The sequence below is a fragment of the Rhodoferax ferrireducens genome (genome assembly GCF_003347515.1).
Lineage (GTDB): Bacteria > Pseudomonadota > Gammaproteobacteria > Burkholderiales > Burkholderiaceae_C > Rhodoferax.
This window is the reverse complement of record NZ_QEII01000324.1, coordinates 205,077-229,277: the sequence shown is the minus strand read 5'-3', so window position 1 is coordinate 229,277 and position 24,201 is coordinate 205,077. Positions and strand designations below refer to the sequence as shown.

The window sequence follows — 24,201 nt, the reverse complement described above, 5'->3', positions numbered from 1 at the left end:
CGCGTTCTAGCCGTTGTCGCGCACGTCGAACTCGACCTTCCAGTGTTCATCGCTGCTGGTGGCCACGGCGGTCAGCTCCAGTGTGCCGGTTTCGGTGGCAATGGCGCGCAGTTTGACCTGCACCACCTCGCCCGCTTGCCGCCCTTCGGCGGGCAAGGTGGCCTGGATTTCACCCAACTCCTGCAGTTCGTCCGGCTGCCAGAAGTCGAGCAAGGTACCAATCTGGTCTTGCCGGCGTACCGACGAGCCGAAGAAGCGAAGATGCACCGGCGCGCCCACGATCAGGCCGAATTCCTGCATCTGCAGATCCGCCTCGGTTCCCTCCTCCATGCCAAAAGGTGCAACGCACAGGGCCTGGACCGGCGGTTCCACGCCGGGAATCGCCGGCATCGACGACTCCACTGCAACGTAATAAGCGCGCGCCGTGCCGCCCCGGATGCGCACGCCCTGGCCGCGCCGCACGTAGCCGTAATAGGCGGCACCGCGCGCCACCGCCAGGTCCAGGTCGGCACCGGTAAGCATGCGGGCGGGCTCGGCATTTTCAGACGCGAGCCAGCCATTGAGCGTATTCAGCGTGCGCTCGGCCAGGATGTCGGATTTGAAAACACCACCGTTGAACAACACGGCAGTGGGATGGAGAAAGCTCGCGTCCGCATCGATCTGACCGGCAAAACCTTCCAGCTCCGAGGTCGCGCCCACCTGACGCCCCAAAAGCGCTGCCAGATGGCGGGTCACGCCAGCGTCCTGCGCATAAGGCAAGCCCAGTTGCGTCAAGCCGCCGCGCGTGCGGCTGGTCGGGCGAATCGCGGCGTCCACCTCGGGGAAAAAGCCTTCCAGGATGGTGGTGCGCACCTCATCCTGGGTGAGTTCGGTTCGCACCGAACCGCCGATCAATTTCGAGCCGCGACTGGGCACCACAATCGGCTGCGTCGCAAGACTGGAGTCCGTCAACAGGTTTTCCTTGGCGGCGCGGCAGGCATAGGTGAGCGCCCGCATTTGCCAGGGATCGAGTTGCTTGCCTTCGGCAGCCAGCTTACGGGCCACCACATGGGCCAGTGTCAGGTCCATGTTGTCGCCGCCGAGCAGGATATGGTCGCCCACTGCCACCCGGTGCAGTTCCAGATTACCGTCGCGCTCCAGCACCGCGATCAGCGAGAAGTCGCTGGTGCCGCCGCCGACGTCGATCACCAGGATGATGTCGCCCGGCTTGACGTCTTTGCGCCAGCGGCCCGCGCTGGTCTGGATCCAGTTGTACAGCGCGGCCTGCGGTTCTTCCAGCAAAGTCAATGACGCATAACCTGCGGCGCGGGCGGCTTCGGCTGTCAGTTCCCGCGCGGCCGGATCGAACGATGCTGGAATGGTGACCGTCACGTCCTGCTCCACAAACGGGGCCTCGGGATGGGCATCGTCCCAGGCCTGACGCAGGTGCGCCAGATAACGCGTGGAGGCTTCCAGCGGCGAAACCCGCGCCACTTCCGCTGGGGCATCGTTGGGCAGAATCGCCGCCCGCCGGTCAACACCAGCGTGACACAGCCAGCTCTTGGCACTCGACACCAAGCGGATCGGCGTCAGCGCGCCGCGCGCCCGTGCGAACTCGCCGACGGCGTAGTCCTGATCGCTGGACCACGGCAGGGCCAGGTCCCCAGCGGCCAGTTCATCGGCATGCGGCAGGTACAAAAATGACGGCAGCAAGGAAGAGGGCTCGACGGTGCCGGGTGCCGTCAACTGGGGAATATCGAGCACGCCATAACTGGTTTTTTCACCGTCGCTGGCGCTGATGTCGACATAAGCCAGCGCGCAATGGGTCGTGCCCAGGTCGATCCCGATGGAAAATTTGACGTCGCTCATAGCTCCACCTCGGCCTGCGCCAACACGGTCAAGTCATGGCTTTCGGCGAGCCGGGGCAGCCGCACCTCGCTGGCGCGCCAGCCGCGATGACTGAGACTGCCTTGAAACGGCGCCTGGCCGACCACATTGCCGGTCAGGCGGATCAAACGCGCATCGAATCCGTCGTCCAGGGTGATGCGGCTGCCCTCGGTCTCGGAGCGCACCGGCGTGATGGTGAAGTGTTCGCGCAACACCTTGCAACAGCCTTCATGCACCACGCGGGCCGCGCCGCCGATGTCGGCGTCGGAGTAGCTGCCCAAATTCTCCTGGGTGAAGTCAATCAGACGCGCTTCCCGCTGCAATAAGCCCAAGAGCTGCAGAGCGGCGTCCTGGTTGGCTTCTCGCAAAGGGCTTGGCGCGACGGCTGCCGGCGCAGATGCCTGGGCTGGCGCCTCCGCCTGGCCTTGCTGCAAGCCATGAACGCGGGCGGCAAATCCGGGATTGCTCAAAATCTGCATGAAGGCACCGAACGCAATCGGAATTCGGCGCAGAAACGAAGGCTCCGGCATTTTTGGCAAGGGCGTATTGGTGTTGTTCGTAGGTTGAGTCATGTGTTGTTCCTGATGAGTCCGGCTTTAAGCCGGAGATGGGGCGCTATGCCCCGTATGTCGACAAAAATGCGGCAGTATCCGGCAGTTCATGCCGATGGGTATTGAGAAATTCGAATGCGCGTCCAAAACAGCAGTTTCAGCATTCAAAAGCGTTCAAAACAGCTGATTCATGGTAGCTTACCCGGCGCTCGACCGGCAGCGGGCGAACTGCTAGAATTTTTCTTGCGGCCGCGTTCCAAAGCGCCGGGCGCGCCGCCAATAAACCACTGGCGCCAAAGGAGTCATCATGTCTTTACGCATCAACGACACCGCCCCTGATTTCACCGCCGACACCACCCAGGGCAAGATCCAGTTTCACCCATGGATCGGAGACGGTTGGGCCATCCTGTTCTCGCATCCGAAGGATTTCACGCCGGTCTGCACCACGGAGCTCGGCTACATGGCGAAGATTGAGCCCGAGTTCACGCGCCGCAACTGCAAGCTGATCGGCCTGTCCATCGACCCGATCGACAACCACACGCGCTGGGCCAAGGACATTGAGGAAACACAAGGCCATCTGCCGAAGTACCCGATGATTGGCGACACCGATTTGCAAGTGGCCAAGCTCTACAACATGCTGCCCGCCGAGGAGACTGGCACGGCCGAGGGTCGTACGGCAGCCACCAACGCCACGGTGCGCTCGGTATTTGTCATCGGCCCCGACAAGAAAATCAAGCTGATGATGACCTACCCGATGACGACGGGGCGCAACTTCGACGAGATCCTGCGCGCGCTGGATTCGATGCAGATGACGGCCAAATACAAGGTCGCCACGCCGGTGAACTGGAAGCAGGGCGAGGACGTGATCATCGCCGGCTCCGTGTCCGACGAGGACGCCAAGGCCCTGTTCCCTCAGGGTTGGAAGTCACCCAAACCCTACCTGCGCATCGTCAAGCAGCCGGGCTGAATTTCATAAGTAAGCAGCCTACTCGACACCCACATTGACCGCTTTGTAGTCGCTGGCGAGCTGCTGTTGCGTGTTGCCCGGAACCTGAGCGTAATGCGAGAACGCAATGCTATATGACCCCACGCCGCCCGTCAGCGACTTCAGGCGGCCCTGGTAATCGCCGAGTTCGGCCAGCGGGATCTGGCCACTGATGGCAGCGCTGCCAGCCGGACGCGGCTGCGTGCCGGTGACGTGGCCGCGCTTGGCAGCCAGATCACCGGTCAGGTCGCCAATGGCGTTCTCGGGGCCAAGCACCTCGATGTTGACCAGCGGCTCCAGCACGATCGGACTGGCCTTGCGTACCGCATCGAGGGTGGCCTTGCGCCCGGCGGCAATAAAGGCCACCTCCTTGCCGTCCACCGCATGGGTCTTGCCGTCATAGACCGTGACGCGCAGGTCGTGCAGCGGAAAACCCGCCACCGCACCTTCGGCCAATGCCAGACGAACCCCTTTTTCCACCGCCGCCATAAACACCCCGGGGATGGCGCCGCCTTTGACAACGTCCACAAACTCGATGCCCGCACCGCGCTCCAGCGGTTCGACGCGCAACATCACCTCGCCAAACTGGCCGGCGCCGCCGCTTTGTTTTTTGTGGCGACAGTGGCCCTCGGCGCCGGCGGTGATGGTCTCGCGGTAGGCAATCTGCGGCGGGCTGGTATCAAGTTCCAGTTTGTACTGCTGTTGCATGCGCAACAGCTTGGCGCGCAAATGTGTTTCGCCCAGGCCGCGGATCACGGTCTCGTTGGTCACGGGATGGCGCTCCACCTTGAAGCAGGGATCTTCCAGCTCCAGCTTGTGGAGTATCTCGAACAGGCGCTGCTCGTCCCCCTTGCGCCGTGGCTGCACCGCCAGCCCGTGCATCGGCAAGGGAAACACCATCGGTTTGAGGTGGATGTGGTCTTCGTCGTGGGAATCGTGCAGCACGCTGTCGAAATCGATGTCATCGACCTTGGCCACGGCCCCGATGTCACCCGGCACCAGCGCGGGCACTTCAACATAGTCCTTGCCTTGCAGGCGGTACAGGTGGGCCACCTTGAAGGCGCGTTTGGACGATCCGACGAACAGTTGGGCGTCTTTTCTGACCGTTCCCTGATGCACCCGGAACACGCCCAGTTTGCCGATGAAGGGGTCAACCACCACCTTGAACACATGGGCCAGGACGTGCAAATCGGCGTCGGGTTGTGCCTCAAACGCCACTGGCGTCTGTCCCGGCTCGCCCCGATAGAACGCCGGCGGATTGCCCTCGGCCGGGCTGGGGGCCAGCTTGGCGAGGACATCCAGCAATTGCGCAATGCCAGCGCCGGTCCTGGACGAGACGAACAGGATCGGGATCAGGTGGCCGGCCCGCAAGGCCCGCTCGAAGGGCGCATGCAATTCCTCCTGGGCGGGGTCAGTGCCCTCTTCCAGGTAGCGCGCCATCAGGCTGTCGTCTTCTTCGATGATCTGGTCAATCAGGCTGCGGTGCGCCGCGGCCACCGAGGCAAAATCGCTCTCGCCGCTGTCATGCCCGAGCACTTCCACCACCTCTTTCCCCCGCAGCGCCGGCAAGTCCAGCAGCAGGCATTGCTTGCCGAAGCGTTCGCGGATCTCGTCCACCAGCGCCGGCAAGTCGACATTGTCAGCATCGATCTTGTTGACGACGAGCATGCGGCACAGGCCGCGCTCGCCGGCCAGGGTGAACATGTGCTCCGTCATGAGTTCGATGCCGGTCTGGGCATTGATCACGACCAGCGCCGTATCGGCCGCGGCCAGCGCGCCCATCGCCTGCCCGGCAAAGTCGGGGTAGCCGGGGGTGTCGATCAGGTGGATGTGGGTGCCGTCCCAGCGCAGACTGACCAAGGCGGATTGCAGCGAGTGGCCAAGCTCTTTCTCCAGCGGGTCGAAGTCGCAAACGGTGTTGCCTTTTTCCACCGCCCCCCGGCTATCGATGGCCCCGGCCGCGGCCAGCAAGCTCTCGATCAGGGTGGTTTTGCCGGCGGCACCATGGCCGACGAGGGCAACAGTGCGAATGTGGGCGCTGGGGTTCTGGCTCATGAAAGTCCCTTCGGGTGTGGTTAACGGTCGAAATGGGGCAACGCCAGCGGCCCCGGGCTGGCAGCATTTTGCGCTGGTCTTTGACCGTTTGCATTGATCTTTCGTAGTGATTTGATGCCGACAGCAGGGGCGTGTCACGCCCCGGACAGACACCATCGAACGATCGTGCTAAAAATGCGCTTCATTTGGAGACCGCTTTATGGATTTGGCATTTACCCCTGACGAACAGAAGTTTCGCGAAGACATTCGCGCCTGGGTGAGCGAGAACCTGCCCGCCGACATCTCGCACAAGGTGCACAACGCCCTGCGCCTGAGCCGTGACGACATGCAGCGCTGGGCCAAAATTCTGGGCAAAAAAGGCTGGCTCGGCCACGGCTGGCCCAAGGAATTCGGCGGCCCGGGCTGGAACTCGATCCAGAAGCATCTGTTTGAAGAAGAATGCGCCCTGGCCGGCGCGCCGCGCGTGGTGCCCTTTGGCCCGGTGATGGTGGCGCCGGTGATCATGGCCTTTGGTAATGCGGAACAGCAGCAGCGCTTTTTGCCCGGCATCGCCAGTGGCGAGGTGTGGTGGAGCCAGGGTTACAGCGAGCCGGGCGCCGGCTCCGACCTGGCCTCGGTCAAAACCCGGGCCGAGCGCCGGGGCAACAACTACATCGTCAATGGCCAGAAAACCTGGACCACGCTCGGCCAGTACGGTGAATGGATTTTTTGCCTGGTGCGCACCAGCACCGAGGGCAAGCCGCAGACCGGCATCAGCTTCCTGCTGATCGACATGACATCGCCCGGCGTCACCGTGCGCCCCATCGTGCTGCTGGACGGCGAGGCCGAGGTCAATGAAGTCTTTTTTGACAACGTCGAAGTGCCGGTGGAAAACCTGATTGGCGAAGAGAACAAGGGCTGGACCTACGCCAAGCACTTGCTGAGCCACGAACGCACCAATATTGCCGACGTGAACCGCGCCAAACGCGAGCTGGAACGCCTCAAGCGCATTGCCAAGGCCGAGGGGGTTTACGACCCCGCCACGGGAGGCCCCGCCGCCAGCCGCTTCCGTGACGAAATCGCCAAGCTCGAAGTGGACGTGGTGGCGCTGGAGATGATGGTGCTGCGCGTGCTGGCCGCCGAAAAATCCGGCAAGCAATCGCTCGACATTGCCGGCCTGCTGAAGATTCGCGGCAGCGAAATCCAGCAGCGCTACAGCGAGTTGATGATGCTGGCGGCCGGGCCGTACGCCCTGCCGCTCATTCATGAAGCGATGGAAGCGGGCTGGCAGGGTGACGCCATTGGCGCGGCCTGGTGCGCGCCCCTGGCCTCCACCTACTTCAATCTGCGCAAGACCACGATTTACGGTGGCAGCAATGAAGTGCAACGCAATATCGTGGCGCAAGTCGTACTCGGTTAAAAGGACTCACATCATGGATTTTGATTTCTCTGACGACCAGGAACAGCTGCGTGACGCGGTGCGCAAGTGGGTGGACAAGGGCTACAGCTTCGAGCGCCGCCGTGCCGCCGTCAAAGCCGGTGGTTTTTCCCGCGAGGCTTTTAACGAGATGGCCGAACTCGGCCTGTGCGGCCTGTACGTCCCGGAGGCCCACGACGGCATGGGCATGGGCCCGGTCGAGGCCATGGTGGTCATGGAGGAACTGGGGCGCGGCCTGGTGCTGGAGCCCTTGGCCCAGAGCCTGATCGCCGGTGGCGTGCTGAGCGGCTACGCCCCCGAAACACTCAAGTCCGCCTGGCTGCCCAAGATTGCCAGCGGCGAGGCCCTGGTGGTGCTGGCCTACCAGGAACGTCCGGCGCGCTACCAGCTCGATATTTGTGAGTCAAAAGCGACTCCAGCCGCCGTCGGATATGCGCTGACAGCTACAAAAAGCATAGTTCCAGCCGGTGACCAGGCCGATGCCTTCATCGTGCCGGCCACGGTCAATGGCCAACTGGCTTTGTTCCTGGTGGAGCGCACGGCCAGCGGCGTCAGCACCCGTGGCTACGGCACGCAGGACGGCAGCCGGGCGGCGGAACTCGTCTTGAAGGATGCGCCCGCCACCCTGATCACCCTGGACGGATTGACGGCGCTGGAACACGCGGTGGACATCGGCATTGCCGCCACCTGCGCCGAAGCGGTGGGCGTGATGGACAAGACCCTGGCCGTCACCGCCGACTACCTCAACACCCGCAAACAGTTTGGCGTGGTCATCGGCAGCTTTCAGGCTTTGCGCCATCGCGCCGCCGATATGAAGATGCAACTCGAACTGGCCCGCTCCATGAGCTACTACGCCAGTTTGAAACTCAACGCGCCGGCGCCTGAGCGCCGAGCCGCGATGGCTCGCGCCAAATACCAGCTGGGCAATTCCATGCGTTTTGTCGGCCAGCAGGCGGTGCAGTTACATGGCGGCATCGGCGTGACCGACGAATACATCGTCAGCCACTATTTCAAGAAGCTCACCCAGCTGGAGATGAGCTTTGGCGACAGCCTGCACCACCTGGGTGAAGTGTCGATGCGGATGCAGGACACGGCGGGCGTGTTTGCCTGAGGCCTACGCCCGCATGGGCGGCTACTCGGCCTCGCGCACCCGCAGAAAACTCGCAAAGCGCGGCAGTCCGTTTGGTGTGCGGTCCCGGTAGCGATAAGTGACGAACGAACCCACCGGCGGCGGTGTGTCGCGCTGGACATCGTTAAAGCCGGTGCCAAGCGCAAAGCGCTGGCCATTCGCCATCTCCAGCATCAAGGCGCCCATGCGGCCCGCGTGCCGGCCCTTGCCTGGCAGGTAGGCCATCACCCGCGCGTCCTCGTCCGGCAGCGGTTTGAGTTTGCGCAAGGCATCGCTGCGCCCCGGCGTCCATTCGGCATCGGCCCGGTGCAGCACCAGGCCTTCTGCGCCATCGCGGGTGAGTTGCAGCAGTTGGCGCTGCAGCGTGGCGCGATCCGGCACATGGGCTTGTTCAATCGCCTGCAACCACGGCACGCCGGCGGTGCCTACCACGGACACGACACGGGCAGCGCGTTCGCCAAACCGGCCACTAGAACCTGGCAAGTCAAAAATCATGTAGCGCAGTTCGCGCCATTCGGCCTCAACGGGGATGCTGCGGCGCACGATGCCGGAGAGGCGATCAAAGCGACCGCGCCCCAGCCACAGCTCACCATCGAGTGGCGTAGCCGGCAAGGCGGCGGTGAACCAGTCGGGCGCCGCGATACGCCGACCGCTGCGAAAGCGCAGTGTGTGGCCATCCCAGAACGCGCGCACGCCATCGAGCTTTTCGCTGACGAGGAAGGCGGCGGGATCAAGCCCGGCCTGCCAGTTCTTTCCCAGCATGAGCGCCGGTGGCAGAACGGGGGGTGCCTGAACGGCGACCGTCTCCGTCGCGGCCGCAGGTGCCACAACCGTGAAAAACGCGCTGCCCAAGAGCAGCGCCAAATGTGTCGCTTGCCTGCCGACGGGTCGATATGCCATTATTTTTTCTCCCTGATTTTGTGTCAGGGAAAGTGTAGCGGCTGGGCCCGTGAATCAGCCCCCACAGGACACGAGAATGGGTCAGGCCAGCAGCCGGGACGACTTCGGCACGTGGGCCATCAAGAACTCCATCTGGTCGGCCAGAATGCGGCGATTGCGCAAAATGAAGTCTTCCCACAGGCTGGGCACATAGGGGGCATACAGCAGCGGCATGTGCGCCTGCTCGGGCGTGCGATGGCTTTTGCGATGGTTGCAGGGGCGGCAGGCGGTGACCACGTTCATCCAAATATCGATGCCGTTCTGGGCGAACGGGATGATGTGCTCGCGCGTGAGCGCTTCCTCGTGAAAATGGTCGCCACAATAGGCGCAAATGTTGCGGTCACGGGCGAACAATTTGCTGTTGGTCAGCCCCGGCTTCAGATTGAAAGGATTGATGTTGGGCACGCCCCGGGTGCCGATGATGCTGTTGACGGTGATGATGGACTGCTCGCCGGTGATGGCGTTGTGTCCGCCATGAAACACGGCGACTTGCGCACCCATCTCCCAGCGCACTTCCTCGGCGGCGTAATGAATCACCGCCTGCTCAAGCGAAATCCACGATTGGGGCAGCCCTTGGGCTGACAGCTTCAAGACCTTCAAAACACGCCTCCTGGAACAAAATGAACCACTGACACGAAATGCAATTGTCTCTGCCAGCGGGGTAAAAACGTCTTGCCCCGCCGCTAGGACACAATATACCCTGTTTTTGTGACAATCTGACTTCAAGTGCTAGAGTCAACAGCGCAGTCTGCTATCAAAAAGATAACAATCCAATGAAGGTTTTTCGCGGCTTCAACCACCCTGGCATTGCGCAGTCCTGCGCGCTGACGATCGGCAATTTTGATGGTGTGCACCGGGGCCACCAGGCCATGCTGGCGCTCTTGCGCAGTGAGGCCCAGCAGCGTGGCGTCCACAGCTGCGTCATGACGTTCGAGCCACATCCGCGCGACTACTTTGCCGCAGCGACCCATCGCCCTGAACTCGCGCCGGCCCGCGTTGGCACCCTGCGCGACAAGCTGACCGATCTGGCCCAGTGCGGGGTGGATCAGACCGTGGTCTTGCCTTTTGACGCGCGGCTGGCATCGCAGACGCCACAGGCCTTTATCAGCGAGGTCCTGGTCAAGGGACTGGGCACCCAATATGTGCTGGTGGGGGATGATTTCCGCTTTGGCGCCAAACGGGCGGGTGATTACGCGCTGCTCGATGCCGCCGGCATGGCGCAGGGCTTTGACGTGGCGCGCATGAACAGCTACGAGGTGCATGGTCTCAGAGTCTCCAGCTCGGCCGTACGCGATGCCTTGTCGCAAGGCCGCATGGAGGATGCGGAACGGCTGCTGGGGCGGCCCTATCGCATCTCGGGGCACGTGGTGCACGGCCGAAAACTGGGGCGCGAACTGGGCTTCAAAACCCTCAACCTGCGTTTTGCCCACTGGAACCCCGCCGCCAGCGGCATCTTTGTCGTGCTGGTGCATGGCCTGGCGGCAACGCCGCTGGCGGGCGTGGCGAATCTGGGGATTCGTCCTTCGCTGGACCCCGCTGACGTGAACGGTGGCCGGGTGTTGCTGGAAACCCATTGCCTGGACTGGCCTAAGAGTCTGGGGGCTGAAGGGGCGTACGGTAAAATCATTCGCGTGGAACTGCTACACAAACTGCACGGCGAGCTCAAATACGACAGCCTGGATTCCCTTAAACAGGGCATCTCGAAAGACTGCGATGACGCGCGCGCTTACCTGGCTTCACTGCACGCCCAGACCCATCGCCAAACAACGCGCGACCGAATTTAGAAGGCGACAAGTTTCGCCCGCCCCGCCCTGCTCCGACTTTTGAGCCCGGCTCCACCGATATGACAAACGCTGCATTGCGGCGAACCAGTTTCACCAGCATCATGACCGAATCAAGTACCCCCAACACCAAGACCGATTACCGCAGCACCCTCAATCTGCCCGACACCCCCTTCCCGATGCGCGGCGATCTGCCCAAGCGCGAGCCGGGCTGGGTCAAGGACTGGGAGGACAAAGGCATTTACAAGAAATTGCGTGATGCCCGCGTCAACGCACCTAAATTTGTACTGCACGACGGCCCGCCCTACGCCAATGGCCAGATTCACATGGGGCACGCGGTCAACAAAATCCTCAAGGACATGATCGTCAAGGCGCGCCAGCTCAAGGGCATGGACGCCGCCTACATCCCGGGCTGGGACTGCCACGGCCTGCCGATCGAAAACGCGATTGAAAAGAAGTTCGGCCGCAAGCTGCCGCGCGACGAGATGCAGGCCAAGAGCCGTGCCTACGCCACCGAGCAGATCGACCTGCAGCGCACCGACTTCAAACGCCTGGGCGTGCTGGGCGACTGGGACCACCCCTACCGCACCATGGATTTCAGCAACGAAGCCGATGAAATCCGCGCCTTCAAACGCGTGGTGGAACGCGGCTTTGTCTACCGGGGCCTGAAGCCCGTGTACTGGTGTTTTGACTGCGGCTCCTCGCTGGCCGAGTTTGAAATTGAATACGCCGACAAGAAGTCGCAAACGCTGGATGTCGCGTTTTTGTGCGCGGAGCCGGCCAAACTGGCGGCCGCCTTTGGCCTGGACGCCCTCGCCAAAGACGCGTTTGCCGTGATCTGGACCACCACCGCGTGGACCATCCCAGCCAATCAGGCGCTCAACCTGAACCCGGAACTGACCTACGCGCTGGTGGACACCGAACGCGGTCTGCTGCTGCTGGCCGAGAGCCTGGTGGAGAAATGCCTGGAGCGCTACCAACTCACCGGCACCATCGTCGCCACGACGCAAGGCAAGGCGCTGGCAGGCATCAACTTCAAGCACCCCTTGGCCCATGTGGACGCGGGTTATGACCGTTTCAGCCCGATCTACCTGGCCGACTACGCCACGGCCGACGACGGCACCGGCATCGTGCATTCCTCGCCCGCTTACGGCGTAGAGGATTTCAACTCCTGCGTCGCGCACGGCATGGCCTATGACGACATCCTCAATCCGGTGCAGGGCAACGGCGCCTATGCGCCCGAACTGCCGCTGTTTGGTGGCCAGCACATCTGGAAAGCCTGCCCGGTCATCATCGACACACTGCGCGCGGCCGGTCGCCTGTTTGCCACGTCCGACATTGTTCACAGCTATCCGCATTGCTGGCGCCACAAAACGCCGGTCATCTACCGCGCCGCCGCCCAGTGGTTCATCCGCATGGACGAGGGCGAAGGCGTGTTCACCAAGGACAAAGCGCCCAAATCGCTGCGCCAACTGGCACTGGACGCGATCGAAGAGACCTCGTTTTACCCCGAGAACGGCAAGACCCGCCTGCGCGACATGATTGCCGGCCGACCCGACTGGTGCATCTCTAGACAGCGCAGCTGGGGCGTGCCCCTGCCCTTCTTCCTGCACAAGGACAGCGGCGAGCTGCATCCGCGCACCATGGAAATTCTGGACCTTGCCGCCGACATGGTGGCGCAGGGTGGCATCGAGGCCTGGAGCAAGGCCACGACCGAATCCATCTTCGCCCTCGTCGGCGCGCAGGATGCGGAGTTCTATACCAAGAGCAGTGACATTCTGGAAGTCTGGTTTGACTCCGGCACCACGCACACCACGGTGCTCAAGGGCTCGCACCCCGGCAGCGGCCACGACAGCGGCCCAGAGGCCGACCTGTATCTGGAAGGCCATGACCAGCACCGCGGCTGGTTCCACTCGTCCCTGCTGACAGCGTGCGCCATGTACGGCCGCGCGCCCTACAAAGGCATCTTGACCCACGGTTTCACGGTGGACAGCAAGGGCCACAAGATGAGCAAGAGCGCGGGCAATGGCGTGGACCCGCAGGAGACCTCGAAGAAGCTCGGCGCCGAAATCATCCGCTTGTGGGTGGCGGCCAGCGACTACTCGGGCGACATTGCCGGGGATGAAAAAATCCTGGCCCGCGTGGTGGACACCTACCGCCGCGTGCGCAACACCCTCAAATTCCTGCTGGCCAATGTGAGCGACTTTGACCCGGCCGTGGATACCGTGCCGCTGGAGCAGATGCTGGAGATTGACCGCTACGCCCTGAGCCGCACCGCGCAGCTGCAGGCCGACATCCTGGCGCACTACGAGGTCTATGAATTTCACCCGGTGGTGGCCAAGCTGCAGATTTACTGCTCGGAAGACCTGGGTTCTTTCTACCTCGATATTCTGAAAGACCGGCTCTACACCACGGCGCCAAAATCGCTGGCACGACGCAGCGCGCAGACCGCGCTGTGGCAGATCACGCAAGCCATGCTGCGCTGGATGGCACCGTTCCTGAGCTTCACTTCGGAGGAAGCGTGGGCGGTGCTGGGGGCTGCGGGTAAAACACCGGTTGACACGAAGGAATCCATCTTCCTGGATACCTACGTGCCGCTGAATGCGGCCGACCCAGCCCTGCTGGCCAAGTGGGTCCGCATCCGCGACATCCGCGATGCCGTGAACAAAGACATCGAGGTGCTGCGCGCCGAAGGCAAAGTGGGTTCCTCGCTGCAGGCCAATGTGGCACTTACCGTGAACACCGACGACCACGCACTGCTGGCCAGCCTGGGCAACGACCTGAAGTTCATCTTCATCACATCCGCTATTGAATTAGTAGCTGGTAGCGCACTATCCATAAGGGCTAGCACCTCAAATGCCATTAAATGCGAGCGCTGCTGGCATTACCGCGACGATATCGGCGTTGATCCGGCCCACCCCACGTTGTGTGGCCGCTGCACCAGCAACCTGTTTGGTGCCGGTGAAGCCAGGGCGTTTGCCTGATGGCGCGCAAGTCTTTCTCCAGCGTGAGCTCTGGCGCCGGCATGCTGCAGTGGCTGGGCCTGGCCTTCATCATTCTGATCGCGGACCAGTTCACCAAGGTCCTGATCGTGGGCTATTACCACCTGGGGGACAGTACCCACGTCACCAGCTTCTTCAATGTGGTTCGCGCGCACAACACTGGCGCGGCGTTCTCGTTCCTGGCCGGGGCATCGGGCTGGCAACGCTGGTTCTTCACCATCATCGGTACGCTGGCCGCCGTGTTGATTTTGTGGCTGCTCAAATCGCATGCTGGGCAAAAACTGTTTGCTTTTGCGCTGGCCTGTATTCTGGGCGGCGCCATTGGCAACGTGATTGACCGAGTCATGTATGGCTACGTGGTTGACTTCCTGGACTTTCACTGGCGCGGCTGGCATTTCCCGGCTTTCAATATCGCCGATAGCGCCATCACCATTGGCGCAGCCTGCCTGATCCTGGACGAATTGCTGCGCGTGCGGCGCACGCACTAAGCCAGGCCGCTCAAAAGGAACACGTTGACGCATCTGCTGAACCTCCTGGCCGCCATTGCCCTTCTGGTCTGGGGCACGCATCTGGTGCGCACCGGCATCCTGCGCGTGCTGGGCGCCAATTTGCGCAACGTGCTCGCCAGCAGCGTCAGCAACCACTTCAAGGCGATGGCCTCGGGTGTCGGTGTCACTGCCCTGGTGCAATCCAGCACGGCCACGGCGCTGATCGTCTCGGCCTTTGTCGGCCAGGGATTGATGGCCTTGCCCTCGGCACTGGCGGTGATGCTGGGCGCCGACATTGGCACCAGCCTGATGGCCGTGCTGTTCTCCCGCGATCTGTCGTGGCTGTCGCCGCTGTTCATTTTTGTCGGCGTGGTGCTGTTTATCGCGCGCCAGTCGACCACGGTCGGCCGGGTCGGGCGCATTTTCATTGGCCTGGGGCTGATGCTGCTGGCCCTGAGCCTGATCAAGGAATCGGCCAATGTCCTGACGCAGGCCCCGGCCGTCAAAGCCTTGCTGGCTTCTTTGAGCAGTGATTTGCTGCTGGAGATCACCATGGGGGCCCTGTTGGCCGTCTTGAGCTATTCCAGCCTGGCGATTGTGCTGCTCACGGCCACGCTCGCCACCACCCATGTGATACCAGTGGACGTGGCGCTCGGCCTGGTACTGGGCGCCAACCTGGGCAGCGGCCTGCTGGCAGTGTTGACCACATTGCGCGCCAATGTGGAGACGCGCCAGGTCCCGCTGGGTCACCTGCTTTTCAAGATGCTGGGCGTCGCCTTGGCCGCCCCGTTTGTCAACCTGTGGTTGCAGCATGCCCCCCCGCTACTGGGCGACGCAGCGACCGTCGTCGTGCTGTTTCACCTGGGCTTTAATCTGATGGCGGGCACGCTGTTTATCGGCCTGACCCGGATCGTTGCCCGCTGCACCGAATACTGGCTACCCAAGGCACAAACAAACCTGGTCGCAGGGCGCCAACGACACCTGGACCCCTCGGCACTGGCCACGCCTTCCCTGGCCCTGTCGTGCGCGGTGCGCGAGGCCATGCACCAGGCGGACGTGGTGGAAACCATGCTGCTGGGCGTGCTGGAGGTGATCAAGAAAAATGACGAGAAATTGGCCCAGCAGTTGCAGAAAATGGACGACACGGTGGACGAGCTGTATTCGGCCATCAAGTACTACCTGACCAAAATTTCACGCGAAGCCCTGAGCGAAAACGAGGGCCGCCGCTGGACCGACATCATCAGCTTCACCATCAACATGGAGCAGATCGGCGACATCATCGAACGGGTGCTGATGGACGTCGACGACAAGAAAATCAGACATGGGCGGGAGTTTTCGGAAGCGGGCTTGATGGAAATTACCGAGTTGCACACCCGACTGATTAACAACCTGCGGCTGGGCATGGCGGTCTTCCTCAACGGCAATGTGCACGATGCGCAAAAACTGCTCGAAGAAAAAACCCGCTTTCGCAATCTGGAACATACCTACGCCACCAACCACCTGAATCGACTGTCCGACAACACGCTGCCCAGCATTGAAACCAGCTCGCTGCACCTGGACCTGATCAGCGATCTCAAGCGCATCAACTCGCTGATCTGCTCAATCGCCTATCCGATTCTGGACTCGGCCGGCGTCCTGGCCCCCAACCGCTTGCGTGAACCCGTGCTGGACGCCAAGCTCCAGGTTACAGCGTCAAAATAGTGCAGCCGGTGGTCTTGCGCGCTTCAAGGTCGCGGTGGGCTTGCTGCACGTCTTCCAGTTTGTAACGCTGGTCGATGCGAATCGTGACCTTGCCGCTGGTCACCGCCTCAAACAAATCATCTGCCATGGCCTGTGTGCTCTCGCGCGTGGCAATGTGGGTGAACAAGGTCTGGCGCGTGACGTAAAGCGAGCCTTTGGCCGCCAGGATTCCGGGAGAAAACGGTGCCACCGGGCCCGAGGCATTGCCAAAGCTGGCCATCAGGCCAAAGGGCGCCAAACAGTCCAGTGATTTCTCCCAGGTATCCTTGCCGATCGAGTCGTACACCACCTTCACACCTTTGCCGCCCGTGATTTCTTTCACCCGCGCCAAAAAGTCTTCTGTTGAATAGTTGATGACGAAGGCCGCGCCGTGCTCTTTGGCCAGCGCGCATTTGGCGTCCGACCCGGCCGTGCCAATCAATTGCAGGCCCATGGCCCGGGCCCACTGGCAGGCAATCAGGCCCACGCCACCGGCGGCTGCATGAAACAGCACGAAGTCACCGGCCTGCAAACCGCCCTGCGGCTGGGTGCGTTTGAGCAAATATTGGGCGGTCAGGCCCTTGAGCATCATCGCGGCACCGGTGTCGAATGAAATGGCATCGGGCAACTTGCAGACGCACTTGGCGGGCATCACCCGCAGTTCGCAATAGCTGCCCGGAGGCTGGCTGGCATAGGCCGCGCGGTCACCGGCTCGCAGGTGCGTGACGCCCTCGCCCACCGCCTCCACAACACCGGCGGCCTCCATGCCCAGTTGCAGCGGCATCGGCAAGGCGTAAAGGCCGCTACGCTGGTACACGTCAATAAAGTTCAAGCCCACGGCATGGTGGCGAATGCGGATTTCGCCGGGCCCGGGCTCACCCACCGTGACCTGCACCAGTTTGAGTTGCTCGGGACCACCGTGTTGATCAATGCGAATGGCGCGTGAAGGGAGGGATGTCATGTCGGGTGTCCTGTATTTTGAAGGGTCCAGCATAGTGCCATGAAACGATTCGCGCAAAAGGGCTGCTGCTCTCTGCCAGAATGAGCGCCATTGCCCTCCCGCCATGCGGAGCCCACACCTGCCCGCTAGGGTTCTGCACCCAATCGATGTCAACAAACTCCCCCAGCGCTCCCCTGCCAGCATCCCTGGACCCACAGGGTCATGCATCAACTTTGCAGACCGCCGAGCTTTGCGATGCCGTACCCCGGCCATGGGCGCTCAGGCGCGGTCTCGCAACTTTTGAGGCCTTGAGATCCCCTCGGCCCATGTCCACCTTGTTACGCGGTGCGATGCTATTTCTGACGGCTGACATCTTCTACACGGGATTTGGCTCGGCCTATGCCTATGCGCACCGGGGCGTGCAGGGTGTTTTGATCTTTCTGGCGCTAAGCCAGCTCATGTCCACCTTCGCCTATGTCGCCAATGTTTACCGCATGCAGGGCCATAACCGCACGGCGCTACAAGGCTATCGCGCGGGTATTGCGGGCATGTTTGCGAGTCTCCTGATCGCCAGTTTTCTGGTCCGCGATCTGGCGGTGCTGGGCAGCCTCGCCCTTCTGGGTGGCGCTGCCCGGGGCGTCGCATTCAGTTCCCGTACCTGGCTTGAGCTGAGTCACACGCGCACGGCCATGCGTGAGCGTTATCTCGGTATCTCGGAGGCGCTCGGGGCCTTGCTGCGCCTGGCGGGGCCGTTGTTGTCGGGCGCCTTGTTGTTTTGGCTGAATGACAATTTTCACGTCTTGTTTGGCATCGTCGGCGCGGCGGGGCTGGCATTGGTCGTGCCGGTCTTTTGTGCCAAGCTGGCCACCGCCCCGCCGGGGAAACTGCAGCCGGTAAAGACCCTGCTGAGCAAGAAGTTCTGGCGCACTTCGCCTTTTTACATCATGGATGGCGCCGGACATGCGTTGCGCACGGCGCTCTTTGTCTCAGGAGCCATGGCCATTGTCGGCTCCGCAGCAGGCTACAGCCTGGTCGAGGCGCTTGCCTCCTTTTTCGCCGCGGGACTGCTATGGTGGCACTCTCAGCGACCGGCTCACCAGCCCAGCCTGGCGCGCCTGCGCAATAGCGTCTTCTTGCTGGCGCTCGGGTGGCTTTGCCTGATGCTTGCGCTGGTTCAGCCTCTGGCGCTCCCGGTATTTGTGGCAGCTTATGCGATTGGCAATCCGCTGGTGACCATGGTCAAAAGTGGGCTTACGCTCAAGGGCTTGACGACAGCCGGAACGGCGCCTCAGGACAACCTGATTGCCCGGATGGTGCTGCTGACCCTGGGACGATTCTCCGCCCTGGGGCTGGCTTTTGCGTTGACAAGCTGGACCGTGTCAGCGCGCGCGAATATCGTCATCGTTGCGGCGCTGGCTCTGCTCTTGCTCCCCCTTGAATACCATTACGCGCGCAAATTGAGCAGGCTTTAAGTCAAGCGCCGCACGCGCATGGCCTCAACTGTTTTATGAGCCTAGCGCCTGTGGTTATCTGCCAGAATAGGCGTCATTGCCCCACTATGCAGAATTCGCTCATGCCCCGCTCCCATTTGTCATGGACCATGTTTCTGCGTCGCGCAGTGATAGCGCTTTGCGGCCTGCTGATGGTGTGCGCGGGCCAGGCAGCGCCGGCACAGAAGCTGCGCATCGTCGGCGGTTTGGCGAACCTGAACCAGTACCTGCGCAACGAGGAACCATTCTGGACCAAGGAATTGTCCCGGCTTAGCGCGGGCAAGTTCGAGGCCGATATCGTCCCCTTCGACCGCGCGGGAGTGCCCGGGAGCGACATGCTGCGGCTGATCCAGTTGGGCGTCATACCCTTTGGTACGACGTTGATGAGTTCACTGTCTGCGCAATACCCCGAATATGGCGCTCCTGATCTGGCCGGACTCAATCCGGACATTGCCAGCCTGAAGAAGACGGTGGCGGCCTTTCGGCCCTACCTGGAAAAAACACTTCGCACACGTCATGGCGTCGAGGCACTGGCGCTCTATGTGTACCCCGCCCAAGTGGTTTTTTGCAAGAAACCTCTGGCCAGTCTGGCCGATCTGGCGGGGCGGCGCATCCGTGTGTCCTCGGCCACGCAATCGGACTTCGTAAGCGCGCTGGGCGGCGTGCCGGTGCTGACCGGGTTTGCCCAGATCATGACCAGCATGGCCTCCGGCAACGTCGAGTGCGCGATCACCGGCAGCATGTCGGGCAACACGCTGGGGCTGCATGAAGTGACCACGCATGTGCACACCCTGCCTGTGAATTGGGGCTTGGCCATCTTCGGCGCCAATTTGACCGCATGGGAGGCCCTGCCGCCAGACCTGAAGGCCCTGCTGCGCCGCGAACTGCCCAAGCTGGAAGCGGCAATCTGGAGCGAAAGCGAACGTGAAACCACCGAGGGCCTGGCCTGCAACAGGGGAGCGTCCAGTTGCAGCAACGGACGCCAGGGGCACATGGTGGAAGTGGGTGTGTCGGCGCAAGACGAGCGGCGACGTCAGGAAATATTGACCTCCGTGGTGCTGACACACTGGCTACAGCGCTGCAATGCACCCTGCGCCGAGATCTGGAACCAGACCATCGGACCGGTGCACGGCATCACCGCGCCTCTTGCCAAATGACGCGGTTGAAACCCGCCCGGGTGACGGCCTATGTTCTCGGCTCGGTGGGGGTATTTCTGCTGGCGCTGGCGCTGACGGCGGCGAGCCTGATCTGGAATACCCGGCAAGCGGCCCTGGACGAGAGTGAAGCCAGGGCGGTACGCTTTGTCAGCGGCGCCGAAACGGCACTCAACCGAAGCTTGCTGAGCGTGGATATCTTGTTGGCGAGCATGGACGAACTGCTGGCGCTGTCGGGACTGGTGGAGGAATGGATCGAGGCCGGGACGGCCAGCCGGCTGATGAATGGCGCCGTGCAACAAAACATGATGGTGGGCTATGTCGCGCTGATGAATGCGCAGGGGCAGATCCTGGCCTCGTCCGATCCCAGCGGTGCGCGGCTTGCCGTGAGCTTGCCGGCAGGCTTTGCGGACGAGGCACTGGCCGAGTCGGTCTCCACCCTGATCGTCAGCCCGCCCGTGGTGAGTTTTGCCAGTTCCGAGCGGGTGCTGTACTTTGGACGCTACATCAAACTGGCGGACGGCTCCAAAGTGCTGGCGGTGGCGGAGGTGCAGGTCTCACTCTTGACCGCCATCATGATCCAGGGGGTGGACATCAGTGGGCTGGAAGTCACATTAGAGCGTGGCAATGGGCAGTTGCTTGCCAGCGTACCGACTCAGGAACAGCTTTCGGGCACGCAGCTCGCTCCCGCCCTGGGGCAGCAACAGGCCTCAGCCACTGCGCTGCACATGGCGGCACGGCTCAGTGGTGTCCCGGCCATTGTGGTGACCCGGCCCATTCTGTACCGCGACGTGCTGATTGCAGCCAGCATCCCGATGGACGCCGCCATGGCCAACTGGCGCATGCAGCGCAACTTCATCCTGGGTGTGACCCTCGCGTTTGCCTTGACGATTCTGACGGCTGGTGGCTTTGCCATCTGGTATCTTGACCGCCTGGCGCAGGCGCGCCGTGCCATTACGCAGTCCAAGGCGACCCTGGACCAGGCGCTGGAGTCCATGGTCAGCGGCTTTGTTTTGCTCGATGCCGAGTATCACGTGCTGCAATGGAATCGCCGCTACGTCGAGATATTTCCATGGCAGGCCGGCAACATGACGCCCTCGATGCCATTTCGCCAGGTGCAGGAACTGGCCGCAAGACACCGCCTGCCCGACGCAAGCGAGGCCGAGCGTCAGGCCTGGGTTGAACAGCGCATGGCTTTGCTGGTGGACCCACAGGTCCCCCATGAGCGGATTTTGCCTGACGGCGAAGTGATCCAGGTCACGGAGAGGCGCACCCCCGAGGGGGGCTTGGTGATCGTCTATCAGGATGTCAGCGAGTTGCGCCAGGCCACGGCCGCCATCGAACAACTGGCCTTCTATGACCCACTGACCGGGCTACCCAACCGGCGCCTGCTGATGGACCGGCTGCAGCATGCCCTGGCCGCGAGTGCCCGTAGCGAACGCTATGGCGCGCTGCTGTTCCTGGACCTGGACCATTTCAAGACCCTGAACGACACCTTGGGCCATGACGTCGGTGACTTGCTGCTGCAACAGGTCGCCCAGCGCCTCAAGGCCTGCGTGCGCGGGGAAGACACGGTGGCGCGGCTCGGCGGTGACGAATTCGTGGTCATGCTGGAGGACCTCGCCGGACACGCCCATGACGCGGCCACATTGGCCCGGCGCATCGGTGAAAAGATTCTTGACCGGCTTAACTATCCCTACCAGTTGGCCGCACATTCGTACCACAACACGCCCAGTGTCGGGGCCGCGTTGATCGGCGGCGCCAATCTGAGCGCGGCCGATTTGCTCAAGCAGGCCGACATTGCCATGTACCAGGTCAAATCTCACGGGCGCAACGCCCTGTGCTTTTTTGACCCGCACATGCAGGCCGCCATCACGGCACGGGCTCAGCTGGAGGAGGACCTGTATGCGGCGCTGGCGGAGGAGCAGTTCGAGCTGTATTACCAGCCCCAGCTCAGACTGGACGGCGGCGTGATGGGCGCCGAGGTGCTCATCCGCTGGAAGCACCCACGGCGCGGCATGGTGCCACCCGTCGAATTCATTCCAGTGGCTGAAGAGAGCGAATTGATCTTGCCCATCGGTCTGTGGGTCCTGCGCACGGCCTGCCGGCAACTGGCCGACTGGCAGACGAATGCGCGTGGCCGCGAATTGCACCTTTCCGTCAACGTGAGTGCACGCCAGTTCCATCAACCGGCTTTTGTGGCGGAGGTGGCCGAAGTGATGCGTGAAACTGGCATTAACCCGCACCTGCTCAAGCTTGAACTGACCGAGTCGCTGGTGCTTGACAATGTGGACGACACCATTGTCAAGATGACGGCGCTCAAGGCGCTAGGGGTGAGATTCTCGGTGGATGACTTCGGCACCGGGCAATCCTCGCTGGCCTACCTGACCCATCTGCCGCTGGACCAGCTCAAGATCGACCAGTCTTTTGTGCGCAATATCGGTATCAAGAACTCCGACGGTGTCATTGTGCAAACCATCATTGGCATGGCGCGCAATCTGGGGCTGGAGGTCATTGCCGAAGGTGTGGAGACACTGGCGCAACAGGAGTTCCTGGCCCACCATGGCTGTACCTTGTACCAAGGCTACCTGTATGGCAAACCGACGCCGCTGGCAGAGTTCGAAGCCATGCTGGCAACCGTCGTGCCATGCACGCCAGACTGACGCCCACGGCGGCCCTGCTGCTGACCCTGCCGCCCTTGCTGTGGGCGGGCAACGCCGTGGTGGGCCGACTGCTCAGCGAACTGGTGTCACCGATGACGCTGAACTTTCTGCGCTGGCTACTGGCGCTTGCCTTGCTGTTGCCGCTGGCGGGTGCGGTGCTGCGACCCAGCAGTCTGCTCTGGCCCCACTGGCGGCGCTTTTCGATGCTGGGCCTGCTCAGCGTCGGTGCCTACAACGCTCTGCTGTACCTGGCGCTCACCACCTCCACCCCCATCAACGTCACGCTGGTCGGGTCGAGCATGCCGGTCTGGATGCTGCTGATTGGACGCCTGTTTTTTGCTGTCCCCATCTCCCGGCGTCAGTGGCTGGGGGCTGCGCTGTCGATCACCGGCGTCATGCTGGTGCTGTGCCGCGGGCAGCTGGATCTGTTGCTGCAGGTGCGCCTGGTGCCCGGCGACGTGTACATCTTGATGGCGTCGGCGGGCTGGGCCTATTACAGCTGGATGCTGGCGCGCCCGACCACGGAGCCCGAAAGCATCCGCTCGGACTGGTCGGCTTTTCTGCTGGCGCAAATGGCCTTTGGTCTGGTTTGGTCAGCGCTGTTCGCTGGCGGCGAATGGGCACTCGACAAAGCCCACATCCGTTGGGGCTGGCCCCTGGCCACGGCCCTGATCTTCATCGCCGTGGGCCCCGCGCTGATCGCCTACCGGGCCTGGGGTGCTGGCGTCGCGCGGGCGGGGCCTGCCGCAGCCGGCTTCTTCATCAACCTCACACCCCTGTTCACCGCCCTGCTCTCCAGCGCCTTCCTGGGCGAGACGCCCCGGCTGTACCACATACTGGCCTTTGTCCTGATCGTCGGCGGCATCGTCGTGTCGTCACGCAGATAGGTACACCCCCACGCTTGTCACTGCGTGTACTGCGCTGCCCCCCGAGGGGGCTGGCCTTGCTTGGGGCGGCCCGGCGCGGCGGCCGTCCACACGACCCACCCCGAGGCAGCCTTATTGAGCTTGAAAGCCGCTGGCCTTGATGATGCGGGCCCAGGTTTGCGCATAGGCGCGTTCACGGCTGGCCAGTTGCTGCGGCGACATATAACCCACGGTCAGCCCCATGGCGGTCAGGCGCTCATGGACCTCTGGCAGCGCAATCACCTTGGCGACGGCCTCGGAGAAACGGTCAATCGTGGCCTTGGGCGTGCCGGTGGGCGCGAAAATTCCGTAGTACGGCACATCCTCGAAACCCGCCAACCCCAGCTCGGCAAAGGTCGGCACATCCGGCAGGGCCGCCTGGCGCGCGCCGCCCAGCACGGCGACCACCCGGATTTTCCCGGCCTTGTGGTTCTCGATGAAATCGGGGACGGAGCCCACACCGGCGCTGATCTGGTTGCCCAGCATGTCGCCCATCATGGGCGCGCTGCCCCGGTACGGCGCGGCCTGCAGGTCCAGGGCGTACTTCTGGCCAATCAGCTTGACCAGAAACTCGGGCACCGAGGCGGGTGCGGGAACCCCCACCGTGCCCTTGCCCGCGCCCTGGCTGCGCACCCAGGCCACATACTCATTCATGGACTTCGCGGGCGTGCCGCCGGACACGGCCAGCGCATTGACAAAGGTCGCGAAACCGGCCACCGCCACAAAATCGTGCGCGGAATCGAAGCCGGGGTTTTTCACCACCAGCGGCAGAATGGAGATGGTGTGGTCATGCGAGAGGAAAAAGGTGCGGCCGTCAGGCGGTGCCGCCTTCAGGGTCTGCGCAGCCAGCTGACCGCCTGCGCCCGCTCGGTTCTCGACGATCACCGGGGTGCCCAGCTGATCCTTCAGCTTGTCCGCCAGCGTGCGGGCAATGGCATCGGTGCCACCACCCGGCGGAAAACCGACCAGCAAGCGGATGGTGTCCGGTTGCGCCTGCACCAGACCTGCCAGTAAAAAAGCGCCCAGCGCGAAGGTGTTGCGAAGTGCGCGGGAAAAGCGCTGCACAGGTGATCTGACCATGGAAGACTCCGTTTAAAAAAAGCAAAAACAAGGCGAC

18 protein-coding genes are annotated in these 24,201 nt (G+C 62.6%); 11 read left to right on the top strand and 7 right to left on the bottom strand.

Going from position 1 to position 24,201, the window contains the following annotated elements:
* Window positions 1-6: 6 nt before the first annotated feature.
* Both C5P05_RS31615 and C5P05_RS31610 read right to left on the bottom strand, forming a co-directional pair.
* The gene (locus C5P05_RS31615; protein ID WP_114973832.1) at window positions 7-1,848 is read right to left on the bottom strand and encodes an Hsp70 family protein; all 1,842 of its coding nucleotides are present in this window, start codon (window positions 1,846-1,848) and stop codon (window positions 7-9) included.
* A complete protein-coding gene (locus tag C5P05_RS31610) occupies window positions 1,845-2,438 on the bottom strand; it encodes a DUF2760 domain-containing protein (RefSeq protein WP_420130794.1) in 594 nt (197 codons plus the stop codon). The genes C5P05_RS31615 and C5P05_RS31610 overlap by 4 nt, the downstream gene beginning before the upstream one ends.
* Window positions 2,439-2,724: 286 nt before the next feature.
* Between C5P05_RS31610 and C5P05_RS31605 the strand changes: the two genes are divergently transcribed.
* Complete coding sequence (locus C5P05_RS31605) at window positions 2,725-3,384, top strand: peroxiredoxin (protein WP_114973831.1); 660 nt, start codon at window positions 2,725-2,727, stop codon at window positions 3,382-3,384.
* 18 nt (window positions 3,385-3,402) lie between these two features.
* Here C5P05_RS31605 and fusA read toward each other — a convergent pair whose 3' ends face one another.
* Entirely contained in the window at window positions 3,403-5,457 is a 2,055-nt protein-coding gene (gene fusA / locus C5P05_RS31600) for an elongation factor G (protein WP_114973830.1), read from the bottom strand.
* Window positions 5,458-5,656: 199 nt separating this feature from the next.
* On the opposite strand from fusA, the gene C5P05_RS31595 reads away from it, so the two are divergent.
* Window positions 5,657-6,856, top strand: coding sequence for an acyl-CoA dehydrogenase family protein (locus C5P05_RS31595; RefSeq protein ID WP_114973829.1), 1,200 nt, complete (start codon window positions 5,657-5,659; stop codon window positions 6,854-6,856).
* 13 nt (window positions 6,857-6,869) lie between these two features.
* Window positions 6,870-7,985, top strand: coding sequence for an acyl-CoA dehydrogenase family protein (locus C5P05_RS31590; protein ID WP_114973828.1), 1,116 nt, complete (start codon window positions 6,870-6,872; stop codon window positions 7,983-7,985).
* Window positions 7,986-8,006: 21 nt separating this feature from the next.
* On the opposite strand, the gene C5P05_RS31585 is transcribed toward C5P05_RS31590, so the two are convergent.
* Both C5P05_RS31585 and C5P05_RS31580 read right to left on the bottom strand, forming a co-directional pair.
* Window positions 8,007-8,903: a DNA ligase gene (locus C5P05_RS31585; protein WP_114973827.1), complete on the bottom strand. Its 897-nt coding sequence runs from the start codon at window positions 8,901-8,903 to the stop codon at window positions 8,007-8,009.
* 81 nt (window positions 8,904-8,984) lie between these two features.
* On the bottom strand, window positions 8,985-9,542 hold the full coding sequence (locus tag C5P05_RS31580) for an HNH endonuclease (RefSeq protein WP_114973826.1): 558 nt from the start codon (window positions 9,540-9,542) through the stop codon (window positions 8,985-8,987).
* Between the two features lie 173 nt (window positions 9,543-9,715).
* Here C5P05_RS31580 and C5P05_RS31575 point away from each other — a divergent pair, with 173 nt between their 5' ends.
* From C5P05_RS31575 to C5P05_RS31560, 4 genes are all read left to right on the top strand, one after another.
* A complete protein-coding gene (locus C5P05_RS31575) occupies window positions 9,716-10,726 on the top strand; it encodes a bifunctional riboflavin kinase/FAD synthetase (protein ID WP_114973825.1) in 1,011 nt (336 codons plus the stop codon).
* Window positions 10,727-10,827: 101 nt separating this feature from the next.
* Window positions 10,828-13,707 carry an isoleucine--tRNA ligase gene (gene ileS / locus C5P05_RS31570; protein ID WP_114974184.1) on the top strand — a complete coding sequence of 960 codons (2,880 nt, stop codon included), beginning with the start codon at window positions 10,828-10,830 and terminating at the stop codon, window positions 13,705-13,707.
* The gene (gene lspA / locus C5P05_RS31565; protein ID WP_114973824.1) at window positions 13,707-14,213 is read left to right on the top strand and encodes a signal peptidase II; all 507 of its coding nucleotides are present in this window, start codon (window positions 13,707-13,709) and stop codon (window positions 14,211-14,213) included. Before ileS ends, lspA begins: the two co-directional genes overlap by 1 nt.
* 24 nt (window positions 14,214-14,237) lie before the next feature.
* Entirely contained in the window at window positions 14,238-15,914 is a 1,677-nt protein-coding gene (locus tag C5P05_RS31560) for a Na/Pi cotransporter family protein (protein WP_114973823.1), read from the top strand.
* On the opposite strand, the gene C5P05_RS31555 is transcribed toward C5P05_RS31560, so the two are convergent.
* The gene (locus C5P05_RS31555; protein ID WP_114973822.1) at window positions 15,898-16,893 is read right to left on the bottom strand and encodes a quinone oxidoreductase family protein; all 996 of its coding nucleotides are present in this window, start codon (window positions 16,891-16,893) and stop codon (window positions 15,898-15,900) included. The two genes, C5P05_RS31560 and C5P05_RS31555, sit on opposite strands and share 17 nt — an antisense overlap.
* A 305-nt stretch (window positions 16,894-17,198) precedes the next feature.
* Here C5P05_RS31555 and C5P05_RS31550 point away from each other — a divergent pair, with 305 nt between their 5' ends.
* The 4 genes from C5P05_RS31550 (at window position 17,199) to C5P05_RS31535 (ending at window position 23,066) form a co-directional block, all read left to right on the top strand.
* Entirely contained in the window at window positions 17,199-18,344 is a 1,146-nt protein-coding gene (locus C5P05_RS31550) for a hypothetical protein (RefSeq protein WP_114973821.1), read from the top strand.
* 170 nt (window positions 18,345-18,514) lie between these two features.
* Entirely contained in the window at window positions 18,515-19,519 is a 1,005-nt protein-coding gene (locus tag C5P05_RS31545; protein ID WP_232834770.1) for a TRAP transporter substrate-binding protein, read from the top strand.
* Complete coding sequence (locus C5P05_RS31540) at window positions 19,516-22,179, top strand: EAL domain-containing protein (RefSeq protein ID WP_114973820.1); 2,664 nt, start codon at window positions 19,516-19,518, stop codon at window positions 22,177-22,179. The genes C5P05_RS31545 and C5P05_RS31540 overlap by 4 nt, the downstream gene beginning before the upstream one ends.
* Window positions 22,164-23,066 (top strand): DMT family transporter, encoded by a 903-nt coding sequence (locus tag C5P05_RS31535; protein ID WP_114973819.1) that lies wholly within the window; start codon window positions 22,164-22,166, stop codon window positions 23,064-23,066. The genes C5P05_RS31540 and C5P05_RS31535 overlap by 16 nt, the downstream gene beginning before the upstream one ends.
* Before the next feature lie 111 nt (window positions 23,067-23,177).
* Here the strand turns inward: C5P05_RS31535 and C5P05_RS31530 are convergent, their stop codons facing one another.
* Window positions 23,178-24,164, bottom strand: a complete 987-nt coding sequence (locus C5P05_RS31530; RefSeq protein WP_114973818.1) for a Bug family tripartite tricarboxylate transporter substrate binding protein — start codon at window positions 24,162-24,164, stop codon at window positions 23,178-23,180.
* Window positions 24,165-24,201: the final 37 nt, after the last annotated feature.

Bases quoted from the DNA above. Each gene is read 5' to 3' on its own strand.
- C5P05_RS31555 (WP_114973822.1), bottom strand. From the start codon at position 16,893: ATGACATCCCTCCCTTCACGCGCCATTCGCATTGATCAACACGGTGGT.
- C5P05_RS31610 (WP_420130794.1), bottom strand. From the start codon at position 2,438: ATGACTCAACCTACGAACAACACCAATACGCCCTTGCCAAAAATGCCG.
- C5P05_RS31585 (WP_114973827.1), bottom strand. From the start codon at position 8,903: ATGGCATATCGACCCGTCGGCAGGCAAGCGACACATTTGGCGCTGCTC.
- C5P05_RS31545 (WP_232834770.1), top strand. From the start codon at position 18,515: ATGGTGTGCGCGGGCCAGGCAGCGCCGGCACAGAAGCTGCGCATCGTC.
- lspA (WP_114973824.1), top strand. From the start codon at position 13,707: ATGGCGCGCAAGTCTTTCTCCAGCGTGAGCTCTGGCGCCGGCATGCTG.
- C5P05_RS31550 (WP_114973821.1), top strand. From the start codon at position 17,199: ATGTCCACCTTGTTACGCGGTGCGATGCTATTTCTGACGGCTGACATC.
- C5P05_RS31605 (WP_114973831.1), top strand. From the start codon at position 2,725: ATGTCTTTACGCATCAACGACACCGCCCCTGATTTCACCGCCGACACC.
- fusA (WP_114973830.1), bottom strand. From the start codon at position 5,457: ATGAGCCAGAACCCCAGCGCCCACATTCGCACTGTTGCCCTCGTCGGC.
- C5P05_RS31575 (WP_114973825.1), top strand. From the start codon at position 9,716: ATGAAGGTTTTTCGCGGCTTCAACCACCCTGGCATTGCGCAGTCCTGC.
- ileS (WP_114974184.1), top strand. From the start codon at position 10,828: ATGACCGAATCAAGTACCCCCAACACCAAGACCGATTACCGCAGCACC.
- C5P05_RS31595 (WP_114973829.1), top strand. From the start codon at position 5,657: ATGGATTTGGCATTTACCCCTGACGAACAGAAGTTTCGCGAAGACATT.
- C5P05_RS31540 (WP_114973820.1), top strand. From the start codon at position 19,516: ATGACGCGGTTGAAACCCGCCCGGGTGACGGCCTATGTTCTCGGCTCG.
- C5P05_RS31530 (WP_114973818.1), bottom strand. From the start codon at position 24,164: ATGGTCAGATCACCTGTGCAGCGCTTTTCCCGCGCACTTCGCAACACC.
- C5P05_RS31590 (WP_114973828.1), top strand. From the start codon at position 6,870: ATGGATTTTGATTTCTCTGACGACCAGGAACAGCTGCGTGACGCGGTG.
- C5P05_RS31535 (WP_114973819.1), top strand. From the start codon at position 22,164: ATGCACGCCAGACTGACGCCCACGGCGGCCCTGCTGCTGACCCTGCCG.
- C5P05_RS31615 (WP_114973832.1), bottom strand. From the start codon at position 1,848: ATGAGCGACGTCAAATTTTCCATCGGGATCGACCTGGGCACGACCCAT.